Consider the following 16,412-nt stretch of genomic DNA (forward strand, 5'->3'; position numbering starts at 1 on the left):
CACCCGCCGGGCCGCCCTCGCCGCGGCGGCTCGCTCCTGCCCCTCGCCGCCTGCGGCTCCGACCCCTCCGACGGCTCCGAGACGGGTGGCGCCGCCTCGGACGGCGGCGGCATGAGCGCCGAGGGGCTCACCCTCGTCGACCCGTGGGTGAAGGCCGCCGAGGAGGGCATGACCTCCGCGTTCGGCACCCTCACCAATGCGACCGGCCGCGCGCTGCAGCTGATCTCGGCGAGCACCCCATCGGCGGGGATGGTCGAGCCGCACGAGACCATGGGCGACGGCTCCGGCGGCATGAGCATGCAGGAGAAGGAGGGCGGCTTCCCTGTCCCCGACGGCGGCGAGCTCGTGCTCGAGCCCGGCGGGGACCACCTCATGCTCATGGACCTCGCCGCCCCGCGCGGCCCGGCGACGAGGTGGAGCTGACGCCGCAGTGCGAGGACGGCACCGAGCTGGTCGTCACCGCCACGGTGAAGGACTTCGCCGGTGCGCAGGAGCACTACGAGCCCGAGGGCTCGGCCGGCTCCGGTGCCTCCGACGACGGCGGCGAGCACGACGCCGACGGACACGGCGACCACGGCGGCCACAGCGCCGACGAGCCCGCGGAGGGCTCCGACGCCAAGGACGGCGCCGAGTGACCGCCCCCGACGACCGCACCCCCGCCCGCCCCGGCAGGCGCCACCTGCCGCGGGCCGGCACCCTCGGCGCCGGGGCGCTCGGCATCGGGGCCGCGGGGGTCGGGCTCGGCCGCTCACTCGCCGACCCCGCCGCCCCTGCCGACTCCGCGGAGGAGGTCGCGCCCGATCAGGCGCCCTACGGTGGCCCGACCGTCCCCTTCCACGGCGTGCACCAGGCCGGGGTCGAGACGCCCGCCCCGGCGTCGGCCACGCTCCTGGCTCTCGACCTGCGCGAGGACGTGGACCACGACGGCGTGCCGCGGATGCTCGCGCCTGTTCACCGACGACGCCGCCCGCCTCACCCAGGGCGAGCCCGCGCTCGCGGACACCGAGCCGGAGCTCGCGACCGAGCCCGCCTCCCTCACGGTCACCGTCGGCTTCGGCCCGGGGCTGATGTCCCGGGCCGAGCGCCCGGCGCCGGACTGGCTCGCGCCCCTGCCTGCCTTCGGCATCGACGAGCTCGAGGAGCAGTGGTCGGGCGGGGACCTGCTGCTGCAGGTCGCGGCCGACGATCCGCTGACGGTCTCCCACGCCGCACGGATGTCGCTGAAGGACGCCCGCGCCTTCACGACCCTCCGGTGGGGGCAGACGGGATTCCGCCGCTCCCCCGGCGTCGTGAGACCCGGCGACACCCTGCGGAACCTCTTCGGCCAGCTCGACGGCACCGCGAACCCCGCCCCCGGGCAGCGAGCACTTCGCGAAGGTGGTCTGGATCGAGGACGGCCCCTTCGCGGGCGGCACCTCGATGGTGGTGCGTCGGATCCGCATGGACCTCGACGGCTGGGACGAGGCCGACCGCGGCGCGCGGGACGCCGCGACCGGCACCCGGCAGGACGACGGCGCGCCGCTGTCGGGCGGGGACGAGAGCACCCCGCCGGACTTCGAGAAGGTCTCCGCGAACGGCTTCCCGGTGATCGGGGAGTTCTCGCACATGCGTCGGGCCCGCGGGGTCGACGACGGCGAGCACCAGGAGATCTACCGCCGGCCGTACAACTACGAGCACGCGCCGGCGCCAGGCTCGCAGCCGCTGTCCGAGGCGGGGCAGGTGTTCGTGTCCTTCCAGGCCGATCCGCTCGCGCAGTTCCTGCCGATCCAGCGCCGCCTGGACGAGCTGGACCTGCTGAACCAGTGGACCACCCCGATCGGCTCGGCCGTGTTCGCGATCCCGCCCGGGCGCGCCGAGGGCGAGTTCCTGGGGCAGTCCGTGCTGGAGTAGCCGAGCCGCCGCCGTCCCGTCCGGCCGCGACCGAGCGCCGTCTGCACAGAAGGGACTCCCGCGGCACGGTGCGGAGCTGAGCTCCTCACCGTGCCGCTGGAGTCCCCTTTCTGCCGGGCCCTCCACGACGAACCGACGAGGAGGGCGGCGAGTGCGGGAGATCGACAGCCGGCAGGTGGCAACCCGTGGCGAGTCCGTCGGGCTTGTGCGAGGGCCTCGTATGCTGGCCGGAACCCCCTGCGCCCCGGCACGACCGCCCGGACCGTCGTGCTCGCACGCGCAGGCCCCGACGACCGCAGGAGATCATCCATGCCCCGCTTCAACATCCCGGCCGAGGACGCCCAGGGACCCCTGGTCGTCGGGATCGACATCGGCTCGGGCGGCACCCGCGCCGCCGTGTACGACGTCTCGGGCCGCGAGGTCGGCAAGCTCCAGCACAAGGAGATCCACGCCTTCACGGTCGACGACGACGGCACCAGCACGATCGACGCCGACCAGATCGTCGCGGAGATCCGCACCGCGCTCTCCGCCGTGCTCGGCCACGGCGAGTCGCCCGGCGACGTGCGCGCGATCGGCTTCGACACCTTCGCCTCCTCGCTGATCGCGGTCGACACGGCCGGCAACGCGCTGACCCCGTGCATCACCTACGCAGATACCCGCGCCACGCCCAGGTGGGCGAGCTCGCCTCCCGCGTCGACGTCGAGGACCTGCACGAGCGCACCGGCGCCCGCCTCCACTCCTCCTACACCGCGCCGCGGTCTGCTGTGGTCGCGCAAGGAGCACCCCGAGGTCTTCGCCCGCACGGAGCGGTTCATGGCGCTCGGCGAGTACGTGGCCTTCAAGGCGCTGGGCACGCCCGCGCTCGGCACCGCCTCCGCGACCTGGTCCGGCATGATCGACAGGCGCACCGGGCAGTACGTGCCCGAGTCGCTCGACGCCGTGGGCGTGGACGAGGCCGCGATGGGCCCCGCGATCGACCCCGACGACGCCCTGCCCGTCGCCGGCACCCCGCTCGCCTCCGAGTTCCCGCGGCTGGCAGAGGCCGTGTGGTCGCCCGTGATCGGCGACGGCCTCGCCGCGAACCTCGGCATCGGCGCGCTCGGCACCGGCACCTGGGGCATCTCCACCGCCACCTCCGGTGCGATCCGCCAGCTCCTGGACACCGACATCCCCGCCCTCCCCTCGGGGCTGTGGGCGTACCGCGTGGACCAGCGTCGCACCCTCGTCGGCTCCGCGATGAGCGACTGCGGGCGCGTGCTGGACTGGTGCCGCAACGAGCTCGCGATGCCCTTCGACATCGACGCGACGGACACCGCGACCCTGTTCTCCGGCCCGCCCTCCCAGGGCACTCCGCTGGTGGTCCCCTTCTTCTCCGGCGAGCGCGGCACCAAGTGGCGCGGCAGTTCCCGGGCGATGTTCACGAACGTCGGCGCCTCCACGACCTGGAAGGACATCTGCTCGGCGCGATGGAGGGCGTGGCTCTGTCGTTCCTGCGCATCGCCGACCAGATGCGCGAGGCCGGCGGCGAGCCCGAGCGGATCGTGCTCTCGGGCGGGATGACCGGCGCGATCCCCGGCTGGTCGCACCTGCTCTCCGACGCGCTCGCCATGCCGATCGACCACGTCGCCGTCTCCCGCTCGACCATGCGCGGCGCGGCCGTGATGGCCCTCGAGCAGGCCGCACCCGAGATCCCTGTCGCGGAGGCGCCGGTGCTCGCCCGGGTCGAGCCGGTGCTCGCCCACCAGGACTACTACCGCGAGCGCCTCGAGCTCTTCGAGAAGCTCGCCGACCTGGCCTGAGGCGAGGCGGCTCGCTCGCACGAGCACCGCATGCGCCGCCCGCGGTGCATGGTCTGCAGATGGCGCATGGTGTGCCTCTGTGCCTATATAGGCACCGAACCTCAGGGCCGGGGCAGGCGGCGCTCCTCGGCGACGACGGCAGCGACGAGCGGGTCGCCGGCGGGCACGCCGAGCAGGGCGAGCAGGGCGGTGACCCGCTCGGTGGCGTCCTCGAGCCCGGCCGCCCCGGCGATCTCGGAGCTCTTCGGGTCCTGCACCTCGTGGCCGCCCCGCACGCGGTCGGTGACCCAGGCGGTCCAGGCGGCGACGGCCGAGACCTCACCGGGGGCCTTGTCCGGGCCGCCGAGCTCGGCGTTCACGGGCGCCGCGCGCACGGGCGACTTCGCGGTGCCGTCGGCGGCGATGCGGATCAGGTTGTCCGCGAGACGCGGGTTGCGGAAGCGCTCCTCGAGGGCGGCGGTGTAGGCGTCGAGCTCGTCGGCCGGCAGGGGCGGCGTCTCCCGCGCCTCGCTCCACAGCTGCTCGACCAGGGCCCGCACCTCGCGGTGGCCGATCGCCTCGTCCACGCGCTCCACACCGGCGACCTGGCCGGCGTAGGCCATGAGAGTGTGGGCGCCGTTGAGCAGGCGCGGCTTGCGGCGCTCGTGCACCTCGATGTCGTCGGTGAACTGCACCCCGGCCTTCTCCCACTCGGGGCGACGGCCGCGGAACCGGTCCTCGATGACCCACTCGGTGAAGGGCTCGGTGACCACCGGGACGGCGTCGGCGAAGCCGGTCTGCTCGCGCACCGTGTCGGCGGCGCCCTCGTCGGCCGAGGGGGTGATGCGGTCGACCATGGAGGAGATGACGTCGACGTGGTCCTCGAACCAGGCGGCGGTCTCCTCGTCGAGCTCGGCGCGGACGGCCTTCCCGAGCACCTCGCCGTTGCCGGTGAGGTTGTCGCAGGAGACCAGCGCGATCGGCTCGTCGACGCCGGCCTCGCGGCGGGCCTTCAGCCCCAGCGCGAGACGGGCCGGGGCGGAGGTCGCCGGATCCGACCCGGCGGCGTAGCCCTTCTCGGTGATGGTCAGGGTGACCACGGCGGTGAAGGGATCGGCGAGCATCTGCACAAGGGCGTCGACGTCGGCGGCGGGGTGGACCTCGTCGATCACGTCCAGGACGCTGACCTCGTCGGCCTCCGGGCCGCGCACGATCAGGCCGTACTTCCCGCCCTGGGCGTTCAGCGCGTCGGCCATCGCGGCGGAGCGGCCGGTGAAGGCGACCACGGACCAGCCACCGGCCACGGCGGTGGCCTGCAGGGTATGGGCGCGGGCGAAGTTGCCGATCCCGAGGTGGACCAGGCGGCCGACGTCGGAGGGGGCGGGGGCGTTCATCGGGGCGGTTCCTCTCAGGCGGACTCGCCGAGGCGGAAGACCTCGCGAGGTCGCTGGGTGGGCAGGGTGGCGACGAGCGCCTCGGCCTCCTCGAGACGCATCCGGTGCTCGGCGACCAGGCCGGCCAGGTGGCTCGCGTCGATGCGGCGCGACATGTCGTGGCGCGCCGGGATCGAGCAGAAGGCGCGGGTGTCGTCGATGAATCCGCTGGTGCGCGTGTAGCCGAGGGTCTCGGAGACGGCGCGGCGGAAGCGCAGGATCGCATCGGGCGAGTCGATGAACCACCACGGGGCGCCTGCGTAGACCGAGGGGTACACGCCGGCCAGCGGCGCGATCTCGCGGGAGAACACGGTCTCGTCGATCGTGAACAGCACGGTGCGGAAGCCCGCCGCGTGGCCCACGTCGTTGAGCATGGGGCGGAGGTGGTGGACGAAGTCGACGGCGACGGGGATGTCGAAGCCGACGTCCGCCCCGAACTGCTCGAACATCGCATCGGAGTGGTTGCGGGAGACGGCCGGGTGCAGGGTCATCACGAGCCCGTCCTCGGCGGCCAGACGGGCCTGATCGGCGAGCAGGTGGCGGCGCAGCGCCACGGCCTCGTCGGCCCGGATCGTGCCCTCGAGCGCGGCGGAGTAGAGGCGGCGAGCGTCCTCGAGCGCGAGCCGCTCGGTGCCGGGGTCGATGTGGGCGTGGTCGGAGGAGACGGCGCCGTGGTCGCGGAAGTAGAGGCGGCGCACCCGCATGGCCTCGAAGTGGCCGTCGTAGGTGCCGGTGTCGACGCCGGCGGACTCGCCGAGGGCGGCGACCAGCTCGGGGAAGTCGGCGCGGGCGGGCTCGAGGTACTTGTCGGGCCGGAAGGTGGGGATCACGCGGCCGGTGAAGGAGGCGTCGGCGGCGAGCGCGTCGTGCGGCGAGAGGTCATCGACCGGGTCGTCCGTGGTCGCCATGACCTCGATCCTGAACTGGTCGAACAGGGCGCGGGGACGGAACTCGGGGCGGGTGAGCCTGTCCGCGATCTCGTCGTACATCGCGTCGGCCGTGCGCGGGTTCAGCACGGTCTCCAGGCCGAAGACCTCGGAGAACTCGTGCTCCATCCAGTAGCGCGAGGGGGTGCCGGCGTAGGCGTGCCAGTGCTCGGCCAGCAGATGCCAGGCCCTGCGGGAGGCCTTCTCGTCCAGGGGCCCCTGTCCCACGCCCAGGTCGGCGAGGTCCACGCCGCGCGCGTGCATCAGGCGGTTGACGTAGTGGTCCGGGGTGATGAACAGCGAGGTCGGATCGCGGAAGGGTTCGTCGTCGAGCAGGAGGCGAGGATCGACGTGCCCGTGGGGCGAGACGATCGGCTGATCCTTCTCGAGCTCGTAGAGGCCGCGCGCGATCTCGCGGACGGCCGGGTCCGCGGGCAGGAGGCGGGCGGGGTGCGGGACGAAGGCGTCGTTGCTCATGCGGCCATCCTCGCAACCTTTCGCCGGAGCGTCGGACGGTTGTCACGGGTTGCCGGGGAAAGCGCCCTCCATCAGGTTGATCGGCTCCCCGGCGAGTGGCCGGGGACCGCGACGGGCGCGCCGCCTCAGGGGGTCTCGCGCGGTCCCGTCGCGCCGCGGGGCACGAGCCGCACGGGCAGCGAGCCCTCGACCGGGGTGCGGTGGGCGGAAGGGTTCTCGATGCGGCGGATGAGGCGCTCGACGGCGGCACGGCCCTGCGCGCGCTTGGGGCTGACGACGGTGGTGAGCCCGCCGCCGACGAGCCGGGAGAGCTGGATGTCATCGTGCCCCATCACCGACAGCTCCTCGGGTACGCGGATGCCGGCGCGCAGGGCGGAGACCAGGAAGCCGAAGGCCACCAGGTCGTTGTAGCAGATCACCGCGTGGGGCAGGGAGTCGTGCATCTCCTCGAAGGCCTGCTCGCCGCCCGCGATGGTGGGGGCGGAGGGGCCGTGGCGCTGGATCTGCATCCCGTGCCGGCGGGCGGCGACGCGGACGGCTCGCCAGCGCTCCCCGTCCGACCACGAGTTCACGGGCCCGGCCACGTAGGTGACGGTGCGCAGGCCGTTCTCGGCCAGGTGGGCGATCGCCTGGCCCATGCCGTGCTCGAACTCGGGGGTGACGGAATCCAGGCCTGCCACGCGCCGGTTCATCACGACGACGGGGATGCGCTTCGAGAGGTGGTTGAGCATCGCGTCGGACTGCCGGGTGCCCGAGAGCACGATCCCGTCGACGACGTCGACGGCGCTCTCGAGGCTCGCGCGCTCGCGCGCCTCGTCCTCGACGGCGTCCAGCAGGAGCAGCGAGGAAGCCCTGCTCCTGGGCGGCCTCCTGCATGCCGGAGACGAGCTCGGCGAAGTAGGGGTTGGTGAGGTCCGGGACCTCGATGCCGAGGCGCTGGTGGCGGTGGCCGCGCTCCTGCGAGGGCGGGGCGGAGGTGCGGTAGTCCAGGACCTTCGCAGCCGCCATCACCTTGGCATGGGTCGCGGCGCTGACCCGGCCGGGGCGGGAGAAGGCACGCGAGACGGTGGAGGGGGCGACACCTGCCTCCTTGGCGACGTCGTAGATCGTCACGCGCGCGTCCGCCACTCGGCCGGCTCCGTCCCGCACCCACCGGGCGCTGTCCTCGCGGGCGGCGCCGCCCGCTGTCCTCGGCAGAGCTTATCCCGAGCCGAAGGCAACCGGCGGCAACCGTCCGCCCGTCACTCTGAGGGGTCCAGCCGCCTGATCACGGTCGCGGGCACGCCTGGAGGTCGACGACCTCGCCGCAGGAGCCGAGCAGGGCGCGCGCGCCGCATCGCGCGCCTGGGCATCGCGCGGGTCGATCGCGTCGAGCTCCCGGCAGGCCAGCGGCGCGGCCTGCTTGCGGGCCGCGACCTCCGGGTCGTCGAAGCAGTACTCGAGCCCGGCGTCGAGCTTCTCGAGCTCGGTCATCGCCCCGGTGGTCTCGTCCTGGTCGCGGGTCATGGGGCCCAGTCTCCCAGGCAATCTGGCCGGGAGCCGCACCCCGTCAGTGCACCCCTCCCTCAGTGCACCCCTCCGAGCTCGACGAGCAGGACGCCCGCGACGATCAGCCCCATGCCGCCGAGCATCAGCGGGGTGAGCGGCTCGCGGAACAGGATCCGGGAGAGCACGGCGGTCAGGACGATGCCGACCGCCACCCAGACACCGTAGGCGACGCCGAGGGGCATGCCGAGCGAGAGAGCGCCGGAGATCAGGAAGAAGGCGAGCACGTAGCCGAGCACGAGCGGCACGTACCAGCGGCGGTCGCCGCCGGTCGAGGCCATGCGGAGGGACAGCGTCCCGCCGACCTCGGCGAGGACGGCTCCGGCGAGCAGCAACCAGGTCATCGGGACTCCTCTCCGGTGGCGGGGACGGCGTCGGCGCCCGTCGCGGTGACGGGCGCGGCCGCGTCGGCGGTTGCCTGGTGGGCGCGCTGGGAGCCGATCTCGACGACGACCACGCCGGCGGCGACCAGCACGAAGCCGACGATCTTGAGGACGGTGAGCACCTCCCCGAACAGGATCGCGGAGCCGGCGGCGGCGAGGACCACCCCGGAGGCGCCCCAGATGCCGTAGGCGACGCCGAGGGACATGCCTCGCCGAAGCACCTGGCCCAGCAGTGTGAAGGCGAGGACGTAGCCGGCGACGACGAGCACGTACAGCGCAGGGTTGTCGAGCGCTCCGCGCAGGGAGAGCGTGGCGGTGACCTCGCTGAGGATCGCGCCGATGAGCAGCAGCCAGGCGATCATGCCTCACCTCCGAGCAGGTCGCGGGCGAGCTCGCGCGCCTGGTCCAGCCGCTCCTCGGAGCCGGCGTCCAGTCCGCTGGCGCGGTCGAACCAGAGGCCGTCGGCCATCAGCCGCACGGCCAGGAGGCGTGCGCGCGGCCGGCGTCGACCCCGGCGGGGATGCCGAGCCAGCGGGAGAGCTGGTCCTCCCAGCGCTCGGTGAGGACGACGCGCAGGTGGGGGTCCGCGAAGATCACCAGGTCGGCGGCGTCGATCGAGCCGGTGCAGGCCCAGTCGAGATAGGCGAGCACGCGATGCTCGGCGGGCGCCTCGGCGAAGTCCTCGATCTCGGCGCCGTGGCGCGCGGCGACCAGGGCGAGCATCTCGCGCTCGTAGCGCGCAGTCAGTCGGTCGAGGATCGCACCGAGCGGCTCCTCCTTGGTGGAGAAGTGGTACATCAGCCCCGGCTTGGAGACGCCGGCGGCGCGGGCGGCGGAGTCGAGGGTGAGCGTGCCGCCCTCGCCGAGATGGGCCTCGGCGGCGTCGAGCATCGCCTCGCGGGCCGAGGGACGGTGCGCGGGGCGTGCGGGCGGTGTGGAGCGTGCGGGTGGCATGGGACCTCCGAGTCCGAGGGGAACACCCGTTACTTTACCTACCGGATGGCCAAGTAACGCAAGCCTGAGTCGCCTCCTGCGTGAGCCGCTTCTCCCCCTGCTACTCCCCCGGCGCGGGGGCCCAGCGGGCGATCTGCGCGGCGAGGTGCCCGGCGCCGTAGCCGTTGTCGATGTTGACCACGCCGATGCCCGGCGCGCACGCGGAGAGCATCGTCAGCGCCGCGGTGACACCGCCGGCGGCGACTCCGTAGCCGACGGAGGTGGGCGGCCGCGACCACGGGTGCGGGGATCTGCCCGGCGATCACGGTGGGCGGCGCCCCGTCCATCCCGGCGGCGACGACCACGCAGGTCGCCTCGCGCGGCTCGGGCAGGCGGGACTGCAGGCGGTGCAGGCCCGCGATGCCGATGTCGGCGATGAGCTTGGTGGGCCGGCCGAGGTGACGGGCGGTGAGCTCCGCCTCGCGGGCCACGGGCAGATCGCTCGTGCCGGCGCAGGCCACGATCACGAGGCCGCCGCTCGGCGCGGGCGGCGCGGCAGGCCAGGCGAGGAAGCGGGCCGACGGATCGTGCGAGGCGTCCGGAAGTGCGGCGAGCACGGCCTCGGCGCGGGCCTCGTCGGCGCGGGTGAACAGCACCGGGCCGAGGTCCTCGCGCCCCTCGGCGGCGAGGCGCGCATAGGTCGCAGCGATCTGGCCGACCTGCTCGACGGACTTCGCATCGCAGAGGACGGCCTCGGGCGCGCCGCGGCGGGAGGCGCGGTCGAGGTCCAGGTCGAGGAATCCCTCGATCCTGCCGGCCCCGTCGGCCGTTCCTGCCCCGTCGGCCGCTCCCGGTGCCTCAGCCACGAGCGTCCCTCCCGGCGATCTGCAGGGAGAACAGACCCGAGCGGATGCCGTCGAGGTCGATGGTGACGTGCTGGAAGCCGGTCTCCTTGCCGGCGGCGACGAGCGCCTCGCGGATCGCGGGCTCCATCGCGCGAGGGAGCTCATCGGCGGGCGACTCGATGCGGCCGACGGTGCCGTGGTGGCGGACCCGGCAGTCGCTGAAGCCCTGCTCGTAGACGGCGTCCTCGAGGTCGTCGATCTGGCGCAGCTTCTCCGGGGTGACCTCCTGCCCGAAGGGGATGCGGGAGGCGAGGCAGGGGGCGGCGGGCTTGTCCGCGACGGGCAGGGACAGCCGCCGCGCCACCTCGCGGACCTGAGACTTCGTCATGCCGACGACGGACAGCGGCCGCAGGACCCGGTGCCGGGTCGCGGCGCCGGCGCCGGGGCGGTCGTGGCGGGTCGCGTCGTCGGCGTTCTCCCCGTAGGCGACCGCGTCGAGCCGCTGCTCGCCGACGACGTCCTCGCCGATGCGGGTGAACAGCTCGTCCTTGCAATGAAAACACCTGGCGGCGTCGTTCTTCTGGTAGTCGGGGTTCTCGCCCTCGTGGGTGGGGACCTCGACTACCTCCACGCCGATCACGCGCGCGACCTGATGGGCGAGGCGCCGCTCGCGCCGGGCGAGGGACGGGGAGACGCCCAGCGGCCGCGACCACGTTCTCGGCGCCGAGCGCGCGCACGGCGAGCGCGAGCAGGGTCGCGGAGTCGACGCCGCCGGAGTAGGCGACGCCGAGCTTCTTCACGCCCGCGAGCTCGGCGGAGACCGCGTCGGCGAGCTCGAGCGCCTCGCCCTGCAGGGCGTCGGGCGTCATCTCCTCGGCCTCGAAACCGGGGTGGCCGGGCGCGAACAGCGAGGCGGGGGCCTGCGGGGCGGTGCCGAGCGTGAGCGGGACGGGCTGGCGGAGGCTGGTCACTTGACCTGCTCCGCGGCGCCGTCGCGCTCGGAGGCGAGGCGGAAGAGGACCTCGCCAGCGTGGTCGATCACCAGGGTGTCGGGGTCATCGCGCGCCGCCTCGAGGTCGAGGGAGGCGGGGTCCATGTACAGCACGTTGTACGCCTCGGTCTCCTCCTTGGAGATGGAGGTGGCGAAGTAGCGGTTCACGCGTCGCTTCTCCTCGCCCGTCTCGGGGTCGTAGGTGCCGAGGCCCGTGACGTGCGTGGAGTGGGCGAGCTCGCCCCAGGGGTGGTCCTTGAAGCGGTCCCACTGCTTCGTGAAGTACTCGATGTTGTGGTACCCGATCTCGCGGATGCCGGGATGCATCTCGGCGACCGCGGTGATGTGCGGGGCGTAGATGATCACGTCGCCGCCGTCGGCGCAGACGGGCTCGGACTTGTAGAAGCCCTTCGCCCCGGTCCACATGTCCTCGTACATCTCCGGGACGAGGGCGACGATCCGCTTATAGGGCTTCTCGACGTAGGTGATGTGGGTCTGTGCGGAGATCCTCGCCATCGCCGCCCAGGCGGCCTGCGGGTCGCCGAACGCGATCGCGCCGAGGTCCGCTCCGCCCTCGGCGACGTCCATGGTGAAGGCGAGCTTCTCGGTGGGGATGAGCTCGCTCGCGGCGTCGATGAGCTGGCGCACGGGGGTGATGCCGAGGGTGCCGATGATGCGGCTGGCGGTGATCAGCGCACCCACCCAGTGGGAGATGTCGATGACGTCGTGCACCGAGCGACCGGGGAAGAAGTACTTGTTGCCGCCGGAGAAGCCGACGACCTCGTGGGGAAAGACGGGGCCGACGATCAGGTTCACGTCGGACTCGACGCAGAGCCTGTTGATCTGCACGTTCATGGGCACGTCGGTGAGCAGGCCGCCCGTGAGCTCGGCGATCTGCTCGGCGGGGATGACGCCGAGGTCCGCGATCTGGGAGGGGTCGTCCCAGGCATGGTTCAGGACGGTCCACTCCGGGTAGGTCGCCTTCGCCCCGCGCTCGGTGGAGCCGAGCGGCTGATCGATCGCCTGCTCGCTCATCGCGGCATGGGTGCCGAGCGCGATCAGCACGGTGACGGAGGAGGCGCGGCCGGCGAGCGCGTCGTGGATCGCGGGGAGCACCTTCGGGAGGGGGACGGAGCGGGTGCCGTCCGGGATGATCAGGCAGACGCTCTTGCCGTCGAGGTCCTGGCCGGCGAGCCGCTCGGCGACGAAGCCGGCGATCTGCTCGTCGGTGAGGATGCCTCCCGGGCCTCCGAGGAGGGCGGCCCGTTCGGCCAGGCCCTCGGGGATCGGGTGGATCGTGGGTCGCTGGGTCGCCGTCGTCGTCTGGCTCATGGCCCCATGATGCTCGGTGCGACCAGACCCGAACAAGGATGGCCAGGCTGTTGCCACGGGGGTCGACCGAGTCGATCTGGGCGTCGGCCGCATCCTCCCCCGCGGGCTGAGCCGGTCCGTCGCCGCGCCGTTCCCGGCGCCTGGCCGCCGGCCCGTAGCGGGGCGCGAACAGGTGGACCAGCGCGAACAGCAACCCCTGTACGAGCACGATCAGCCCGCCGGAGGCGGCATCGAGCCAGCGGCTGTGTGCCGATCGGCGGGTTTCCGATCCGCCTCGTCGGCTTACCCGCAGTTCCACCGCCGAGGATTTCTGTCTCCTGCCCCGGTGATCCGCTGACGCGTAGGGTCGAACCATGGGAATCACGGGAGTGTTGGGACTCGGGGGCTGGGAGATCATCATCCGCTCGCGGCGGTCGCCGCCGCGGTGCTGGTCCTCGCCGTGCTCTTCGCGGTCGTCCGGGCGGCCGCCGCCTCCGGCGTCCGACGAGCGCAGCGGGAGACGGAGCCGAGGCGCGAGGATCGACTGGACTGACTCTCTCGCCACACGGCACGGCACCCTGCCCAGGGCACCGCCCTTCCTGGCACGCCGCGCTCGCGCGACTCCGCTGCCAGCGACGACGGGGTGGTGAAGCTCGTCGACGACGTGGCGCTTCGGGCGCCGGGGCAGGTGAGAACCGCGCCGCGGACACGATTTGCATCCATTGATGCATGCATTAGCATCGCGGTCATGCCTTCCCCCACCCTCCCCTGGCTCGATGACCGCGAGAACCGTCCGATCGCGACGCAGATCGCCGCCGCAACCGCCCGCCGGATCGCCGAGGGCGCGATCGACCCGGGCGCCCTGTCGCGTGAGGTCGACGTCGCCGAGGAGCACGGCGCGAGCCGCACCCCGGCGCGCGAGGCGATGCTGCAGCTGGAGACCTGGGGGCTGGTGCGCCTCCTGCCGAAGAAGGGCGCCCAGGTCACGACCCCGACCGCCCGGGAGCGGGAGGAGTCGCTCTCTGTCCGCGCGATGCTCGAGGGGCACGCCGTCTCCCGCATCACGCCCGACGAGACCCGTCGCATCTCCCTCGTCGAGGCGCTCGCGCCGGTGCTCACGGCGCAGGAGGCCGCGACCGATCGTCCCGCGGACTTCGCCGTCCACGACTACGCCTTCCACCTCACCCTCGCCTCCCACGATGGCAACCGCGTGGTCGAGGAGGGCCGCGCGCGCTCGGACCGCGACTGTTCCGCCTCACGCATCTGGCAGTCCTCTCCCCCGCCGCCGACCTGCCCGCCCTGCACCGCGAGCACATCGAGCTCACCGATGCGGTGGCGCGCGGGGACGTCGCCGGCTTCCGCGAGATGATCGAGGGCCACCTGCACACCGGCCACGATGCCTACTCGGTGGTGTCCGAGTGATGCGCGCACGGATCCCGGCCTGGCTCGCCGTCGCCCCGACCGGCTTCCTCCTCGCCTGGGGCGGCAACCACTTCACGCCGCTGCTGCACGTGTACGAGACCGTCGGCGGCTATGCGCCCTGGCAGGCGAACCTGCTGCTGGGGATGTACGTCGCCGGCCTCGTCCCCGGGATCTTGCTGGCCGCAGGGCTCTCGGACCATCACGGCCGTCGGCCGATCGCGATCGCGGGCCTGCTCGCCGGGGCGCTCGGCGGCGTGGTGCTCGCGGCGAGCATGTCGAGCTTCGTGGCCGCTGTGCGCCGGCCGCGTCCTCGCCGGGATCGGCGTGGGGGTGGGCATGTCGGTCTGCTCGACCTGGATCAAGGAGCTCTCCTCCGCCCCGCACGACCCGCGCGCGACGCCGACCGCCGGGGCGCGACGCTCCTCGATGATCCTCACCCTCGGCTTCGCGCTCGGCGCGGGCGCGACGGGCTCGCTCGCCCAGTGGGCGCCGCCGCCGGGGCAGCTGCCCTTCCTCGTCCATCTCGGGCTGTGCCTGCTGGCCGGGATCGCGCCGCTCGCGGCGCCGGAGAGTCTGCCGCGCGAGCCGCGGGCCCGCGGCGCGCCGCGCGATGACCTGAGGGTCTCCTCGGTGAGGCATCCCGTCTTCGCGCGGATCGTCGCCGCCGGCCGCGCCGTGGGTGTTCGCCGCCGCCGGGGTCGCCTACGCCATTCTGCCTGCGACGGTCGAGGCGCAGATCGGGGACTCCGCGACGATCTACGCGACGGGCCTGACGGTGCTCACCCTGGGCGTCGGCGCAATCGCCCAGGGCACCGTAGGCCTGATCGACCGCCTCACCCGCGGCCGCGCGCTGATCGTGGGTCTGAGCGGCATGAGCGCGGGGATGATCCTCGCCGCCGTCGCCGCGGATCTGCGCCGCCCGGTGCTGGTGGTGGGCGTCGCGGCACTGCTCGGCGCGTCCTACGGGGTGTGCGTGGTGGCGGGGCTGGTCATCGCCCAGTCCCTCGCCTCTCCGCGCGAGCTCGCCGGGATCACCGGCGTCTACTACTCCCTCGCCTATCTCGGTTTCCTGTTGCCGACGATCCTCGCGGCGCTCACCCCCGTGCGCGCCGTACACAAGCGGGCTCGCGATCGTGGCCGCGGTGTGCGTGCTGTGCCTGGCGGCGGTCGCCTGGGGCCTGCGTCGCCCGCCGCCGGCGCCGGCGTCGGACCTCGCGGCCGACGAGTCCGTCGAGCCCGAGGTCGCCGCGGTCGCGGCGTCCTGAGCGCTGATCCCGGACCTGAGCGGCGAGAAGGAGCTACTCATAAGTCATGTGCAGCGGTGTTCCGTCCATGGAACACAGATGCACGTGACTTGTCGGTAACTCGCATCGCGGAGTCGTGCGACGGCCTCACCGCATCGTCGCGGCGAGCTCCGCCTCGCTCAGCTCCCGGTCCGCGAACACCAGGCGCACGGCCGACGGGTCGGGGTTGCCGGCGTCGGGACCGCGGTGTCGCAGGCTGAGCCCGACCTTCCGGGCGACCGCAGCGGAGGCGGGGTTGTTCTCGAGCAGGTAGGCGATCACCGGCGACTCCGGGCGTAGTTCGCGGGCGGCCTCGACCGCGGCACGGGCCATATCGGTCGCGAACCCCCGCCCCTGCGCCTCGGGCGCGAAGCGGTACCCGAGGTTCCAGAACGCGTTCTGCCGCACCGCGCGCCGCCGTGGCCCACCACCGCGCGGTCCTCGCGCGCGACCCAGGCGCCGAGCCCCTGCTCGCGCCAGTCGGCGAGCCATCCGGCGAGCGCCTGCCGTGTGGTGGCGAGGTCGGCGAATCGGCCGCTGGGCAGGTGGGTCCAGGTGCGGGCGTCGGAATAGATCCGGTGGAGGTCCTCGAGGTCGGCCTCGCGAGGCGGGTCGAGCCGCAGGCGGGCGGTGATGGTCATGGGGTCCTTTCCGAGGCGACCGACGGCGAACGGAGCGGCCACCCGATGGACGGTAGCCTCTCGACACGACGGGGGAGGCCGCACTTCGCCCGCGATCCAGACTCGGACCCGACGAAGGGACCCCGCCATCTCGACACCTGCCCCGACCCACCTCCCGCCCGGGCTGTCCCTGCTGTGGGAGAGCGCCGACGAGCAAACAGCGCGCGCGAGCGCTTCGGCTTCGCGGATGTCGCGGAGGCGACCGACTGGCTCGCCGCGACGCTCCGCGAGCACTGGGCCCTCACGGTCCGCTCCTGCCGACGTCTCACGATCAGCGACCACAACGTGATCGCCTGGGTCGGCACCGACGGGGCCGACCTGGTCGTGAAGTGGTCCCGCGAGGACTGCCTGTTCCCCCGCCTCGAGGCGACGACCGGACTGATCACGCACCTCGCCGACCAGGGAGTCCCCGTCGCGGCTCCTGTTCCCGCACGCGACGGTACGGTGCGCGTGGCCGCGGACGGTCCGATCGGCCCGCTGTCGGTCGCGGTGCTCCCCGAGATCGACGGCACCTG

Annotated in this window: 15 protein-coding genes and 5 pseudogenes; 8 read left to right on the forward strand and 12 right to left on the reverse strand. The window is 73.3% G+C overall.

Features of this window, described 5'->3' with window-relative positions; all coding sequences use genetic code 11:
- Positions 1 to 111: 111 nt before the first annotated feature.
- The 5 genes and pseudogenes from WKH84_RS13135 to WKH84_RS13155 all read left to right on the forward strand — a co-directional run bounded on the left by WKH84_RS13135 (position 112) and on the right by WKH84_RS13155 (position 3,689).
- Positions 112 to 423 carry a copper chaperone PCu(A)C gene (locus tag WKH84_RS13135; RefSeq protein WP_341853970.1) on the forward strand — a complete coding sequence of 104 codons (312 nt, stop codon included), beginning with the start codon at positions 112 to 114 and terminating at the stop codon, positions 421 to 423.
- Entirely contained in the window at positions 414 to 635 is a 222-nt protein-coding gene (locus WKH84_RS13140; RefSeq protein WP_341853971.1) for a hypothetical protein, read from the forward strand. The genes WKH84_RS13135 and WKH84_RS13140 overlap by 10 nt, the downstream gene beginning before the upstream one ends.
- Positions 632 to 1,890, forward strand: a pseudogene (locus tag WKH84_RS13145) (Dyp-type peroxidase). Before WKH84_RS13140 ends, WKH84_RS13145 begins: the two are co-directional and overlap by 4 nt.
- 267 nt (positions 1,891 to 2,157) lie before the next feature.
- Positions 2,158 to 3,450 (forward strand): FGGY family carbohydrate kinase, encoded by a 1,293-nt coding sequence (locus tag WKH84_RS13150; protein WP_341853972.1) that lies wholly within the window; start codon positions 2,158 to 2,160, stop codon positions 3,448 to 3,450.
- A complete protein-coding gene (locus WKH84_RS13155; RefSeq protein WP_341856892.1) occupies positions 3,345 to 3,689 on the forward strand; it encodes an FGGY-family carbohydrate kinase in 345 nt (114 codons plus the stop codon). The genes WKH84_RS13150 and WKH84_RS13155 overlap by 106 nt, the downstream gene beginning before the upstream one ends.
- A 101-nt stretch (positions 3,690 to 3,790) precedes the next feature.
- On the opposite strand, the gene WKH84_RS13160 is transcribed toward WKH84_RS13155, so the two are convergent.
- The 11 genes and pseudogenes from WKH84_RS13160 to WKH84_RS13210 form a co-directional block, all read right to left on the reverse strand.
- The gene (locus WKH84_RS13160; protein WP_341853973.1) at positions 3,791 to 5,062 is read right to left on the reverse strand and encodes a mannitol dehydrogenase family protein; all 1,272 of its coding nucleotides are present in this window, start codon (positions 5,060 to 5,062) and stop codon (positions 3,791 to 3,793) included.
- Positions 5,063 to 5,076: 14 nt separating this feature from the next.
- The gene (gene uxaC / locus WKH84_RS13165) at positions 5,077 to 6,504 is read right to left on the reverse strand and encodes a glucuronate isomerase (RefSeq protein WP_341853974.1); all 1,428 of its coding nucleotides are present in this window, start codon (positions 6,502 to 6,504) and stop codon (positions 5,077 to 5,079) included.
- Between the two features lie 125 nt (positions 6,505 to 6,629).
- Positions 6,630 to 7,265 (reverse strand): substrate-binding domain-containing protein, encoded by a 636-nt coding sequence (locus WKH84_RS13170; RefSeq protein WP_341853975.1) that lies wholly within the window; start codon positions 7,263 to 7,265, stop codon positions 6,630 to 6,632.
- A 274-nt stretch (positions 7,266 to 7,539) separates the two neighbouring features.
- Positions 7,540 to 7,653, reverse strand: a pseudogene (locus WKH84_RS13175) (LacI family DNA-binding transcriptional regulator); the annotation flags it as partial.
- A gap of 51 nt (positions 7,654 to 7,704) precedes the next feature.
- Positions 7,705 to 8,010: a hypothetical protein gene (locus tag WKH84_RS13180; RefSeq protein ID WP_341853976.1), complete on the reverse strand. Its 306-nt coding sequence runs from the start codon at positions 8,008 to 8,010 to the stop codon at positions 7,705 to 7,707.
- A gap of 59 nt (positions 8,011 to 8,069) precedes the next feature.
- Positions 8,070 to 8,393 (reverse strand): multidrug efflux SMR transporter, encoded by a 324-nt coding sequence (locus WKH84_RS13185; protein ID WP_341853977.1) that lies wholly within the window; start codon positions 8,391 to 8,393, stop codon positions 8,070 to 8,072.
- The gene (locus WKH84_RS13190; protein ID WP_341853978.1) at positions 8,390 to 8,794 is read right to left on the reverse strand and encodes an SMR family transporter; all 405 of its coding nucleotides are present in this window, start codon (positions 8,792 to 8,794) and stop codon (positions 8,390 to 8,392) included. Before WKH84_RS13190 ends, WKH84_RS13185 begins: the two co-directional genes overlap by 4 nt.
- 106 nt (positions 8,795 to 8,900) lie before the next feature.
- Positions 8,901 to 9,386, reverse strand: a complete 486-nt coding sequence (locus tag WKH84_RS13195) for a TetR/AcrR family transcriptional regulator (protein ID WP_341853979.1) — start codon at positions 9,384 to 9,386, stop codon at positions 8,901 to 8,903.
- 100 nt (positions 9,387 to 9,486) lie between these two features.
- Positions 9,487 to 10,231, reverse strand: a pseudogene (gene larB, locus WKH84_RS13200) (nickel pincer cofactor biosynthesis protein LarB).
- Complete coding sequence (locus WKH84_RS13205; RefSeq protein WP_341853980.1) at positions 10,224 to 10,850, reverse strand: ATP-binding protein; 627 nt, start codon at positions 10,848 to 10,850, stop codon at positions 10,224 to 10,226. Before WKH84_RS13205 ends, larB begins: the two are co-directional and overlap by 8 nt.
- 327 nt (positions 10,851 to 11,177) lie before the next feature.
- Positions 11,178 to 12,533: a lactate racemase domain-containing protein gene (locus tag WKH84_RS13210; RefSeq protein ID WP_341853981.1), complete on the reverse strand. Its 1,356-nt coding sequence runs from the start codon at positions 12,531 to 12,533 to the stop codon at positions 11,178 to 11,180.
- A gap of 727 nt (positions 12,534 to 13,260) precedes the next feature.
- Between WKH84_RS13210 and WKH84_RS13215 the strand changes: the two genes are divergently transcribed.
- The 3 genes and pseudogenes from WKH84_RS13215 (at position 13,261) to WKH84_RS13225 (ending at position 15,199) form a co-directional block, all read left to right on the forward strand.
- Complete coding sequence (locus WKH84_RS13215) at positions 13,261 to 13,881, forward strand: GntR family transcriptional regulator (RefSeq protein ID WP_341853982.1); 621 nt, start codon at positions 13,261 to 13,263, stop codon at positions 13,879 to 13,881.
- Between the two features lie 164 nt (positions 13,882 to 14,045).
- Positions 14,046 to 14,504 (forward strand): annotated as a pseudogene (locus tag WKH84_RS13220) (MFS transporter); the annotation flags it as partial.
- A 563-nt stretch (positions 14,505 to 15,067) separates the two neighbouring features.
- Positions 15,068 to 15,199 carry a hypothetical protein gene (locus tag WKH84_RS13225; protein WP_341853983.1) on the forward strand — a complete coding sequence of 44 codons (132 nt, stop codon included), beginning with the start codon at positions 15,068 to 15,070 and terminating at the stop codon, positions 15,197 to 15,199.
- 126 nt (positions 15,200 to 15,325) lie between these two features.
- Here the strand turns inward: WKH84_RS13225 and WKH84_RS13230 are convergent.
- Positions 15,326 to 15,987: pseudogene (locus WKH84_RS13230) on the reverse strand (GNAT family N-acetyltransferase).
- Positions 15,988 to 16,412 lie beyond the last annotated feature (425 nt).

The sequence above is a fragment of the Brachybacterium sp. GPGPB12 genome (genome assembly GCF_038396325.1).
GTDB classification, from domain to species: domain Bacteria; phylum Actinomycetota; class Actinomycetes; order Actinomycetales; family Dermabacteraceae; genus Brachybacterium; species Brachybacterium conglomeratum.

Bases quoted from the DNA above. Each gene is read 5' to 3' on its own strand.
- WKH84_RS13135 (WP_341853970.1), top strand. From the start codon at position 112: ATGAGCGCCGAGGGGCTCACCCTCGTCGACCCGTGGGTGAAGGCCGCC.
- WKH84_RS13160 (WP_341853973.1), bottom strand. From the start codon at position 5,062: ATGAACGCCCCCGCCCCCTCCGACGTCGGCCGCCTGGTCCACCTCGGG.
- uxaC (WP_341853974.1), bottom strand. From the start codon at position 6,504: ATGAGCAACGACGCCTTCGTCCCGCACCCCGCCCGCCTCCTGCCCGCG.
- WKH84_RS13180 (WP_341853976.1), bottom strand. From the start codon at position 8,010: ATGACCCGCGACCAGGACGAGACCACCGGGGCGATGACCGAGCTCGAG.
- WKH84_RS13185 (WP_341853977.1), bottom strand. From the start codon at position 8,393: ATGACCTGGTTGCTGCTCGCCGGAGCCGTCCTCGCCGAGGTCGGCGGG.
- WKH84_RS13190 (WP_341853978.1), bottom strand. From the start codon at position 8,794: ATGATCGCCTGGCTGCTGCTCATCGGCGCGATCCTCAGCGAGGTCACC.
- WKH84_RS13195 (WP_341853979.1), bottom strand. From the start codon at position 9,386: ATGCCACCCGCACGCTCCACACCGCCCGCACGCCCCGCGCACCGTCCC.
- WKH84_RS13210 (WP_341853981.1), bottom strand. From the start codon at position 12,533: ATGAGCCAGACGACGACGGCGACCCAGCGACCCACGATCCACCCGATC.
- WKH84_RS13215 (WP_341853982.1), top strand. From the start codon at position 13,261: ATGCCTTCCCCCACCCTCCCCTGGCTCGATGACCGCGAGAACCGTCCG.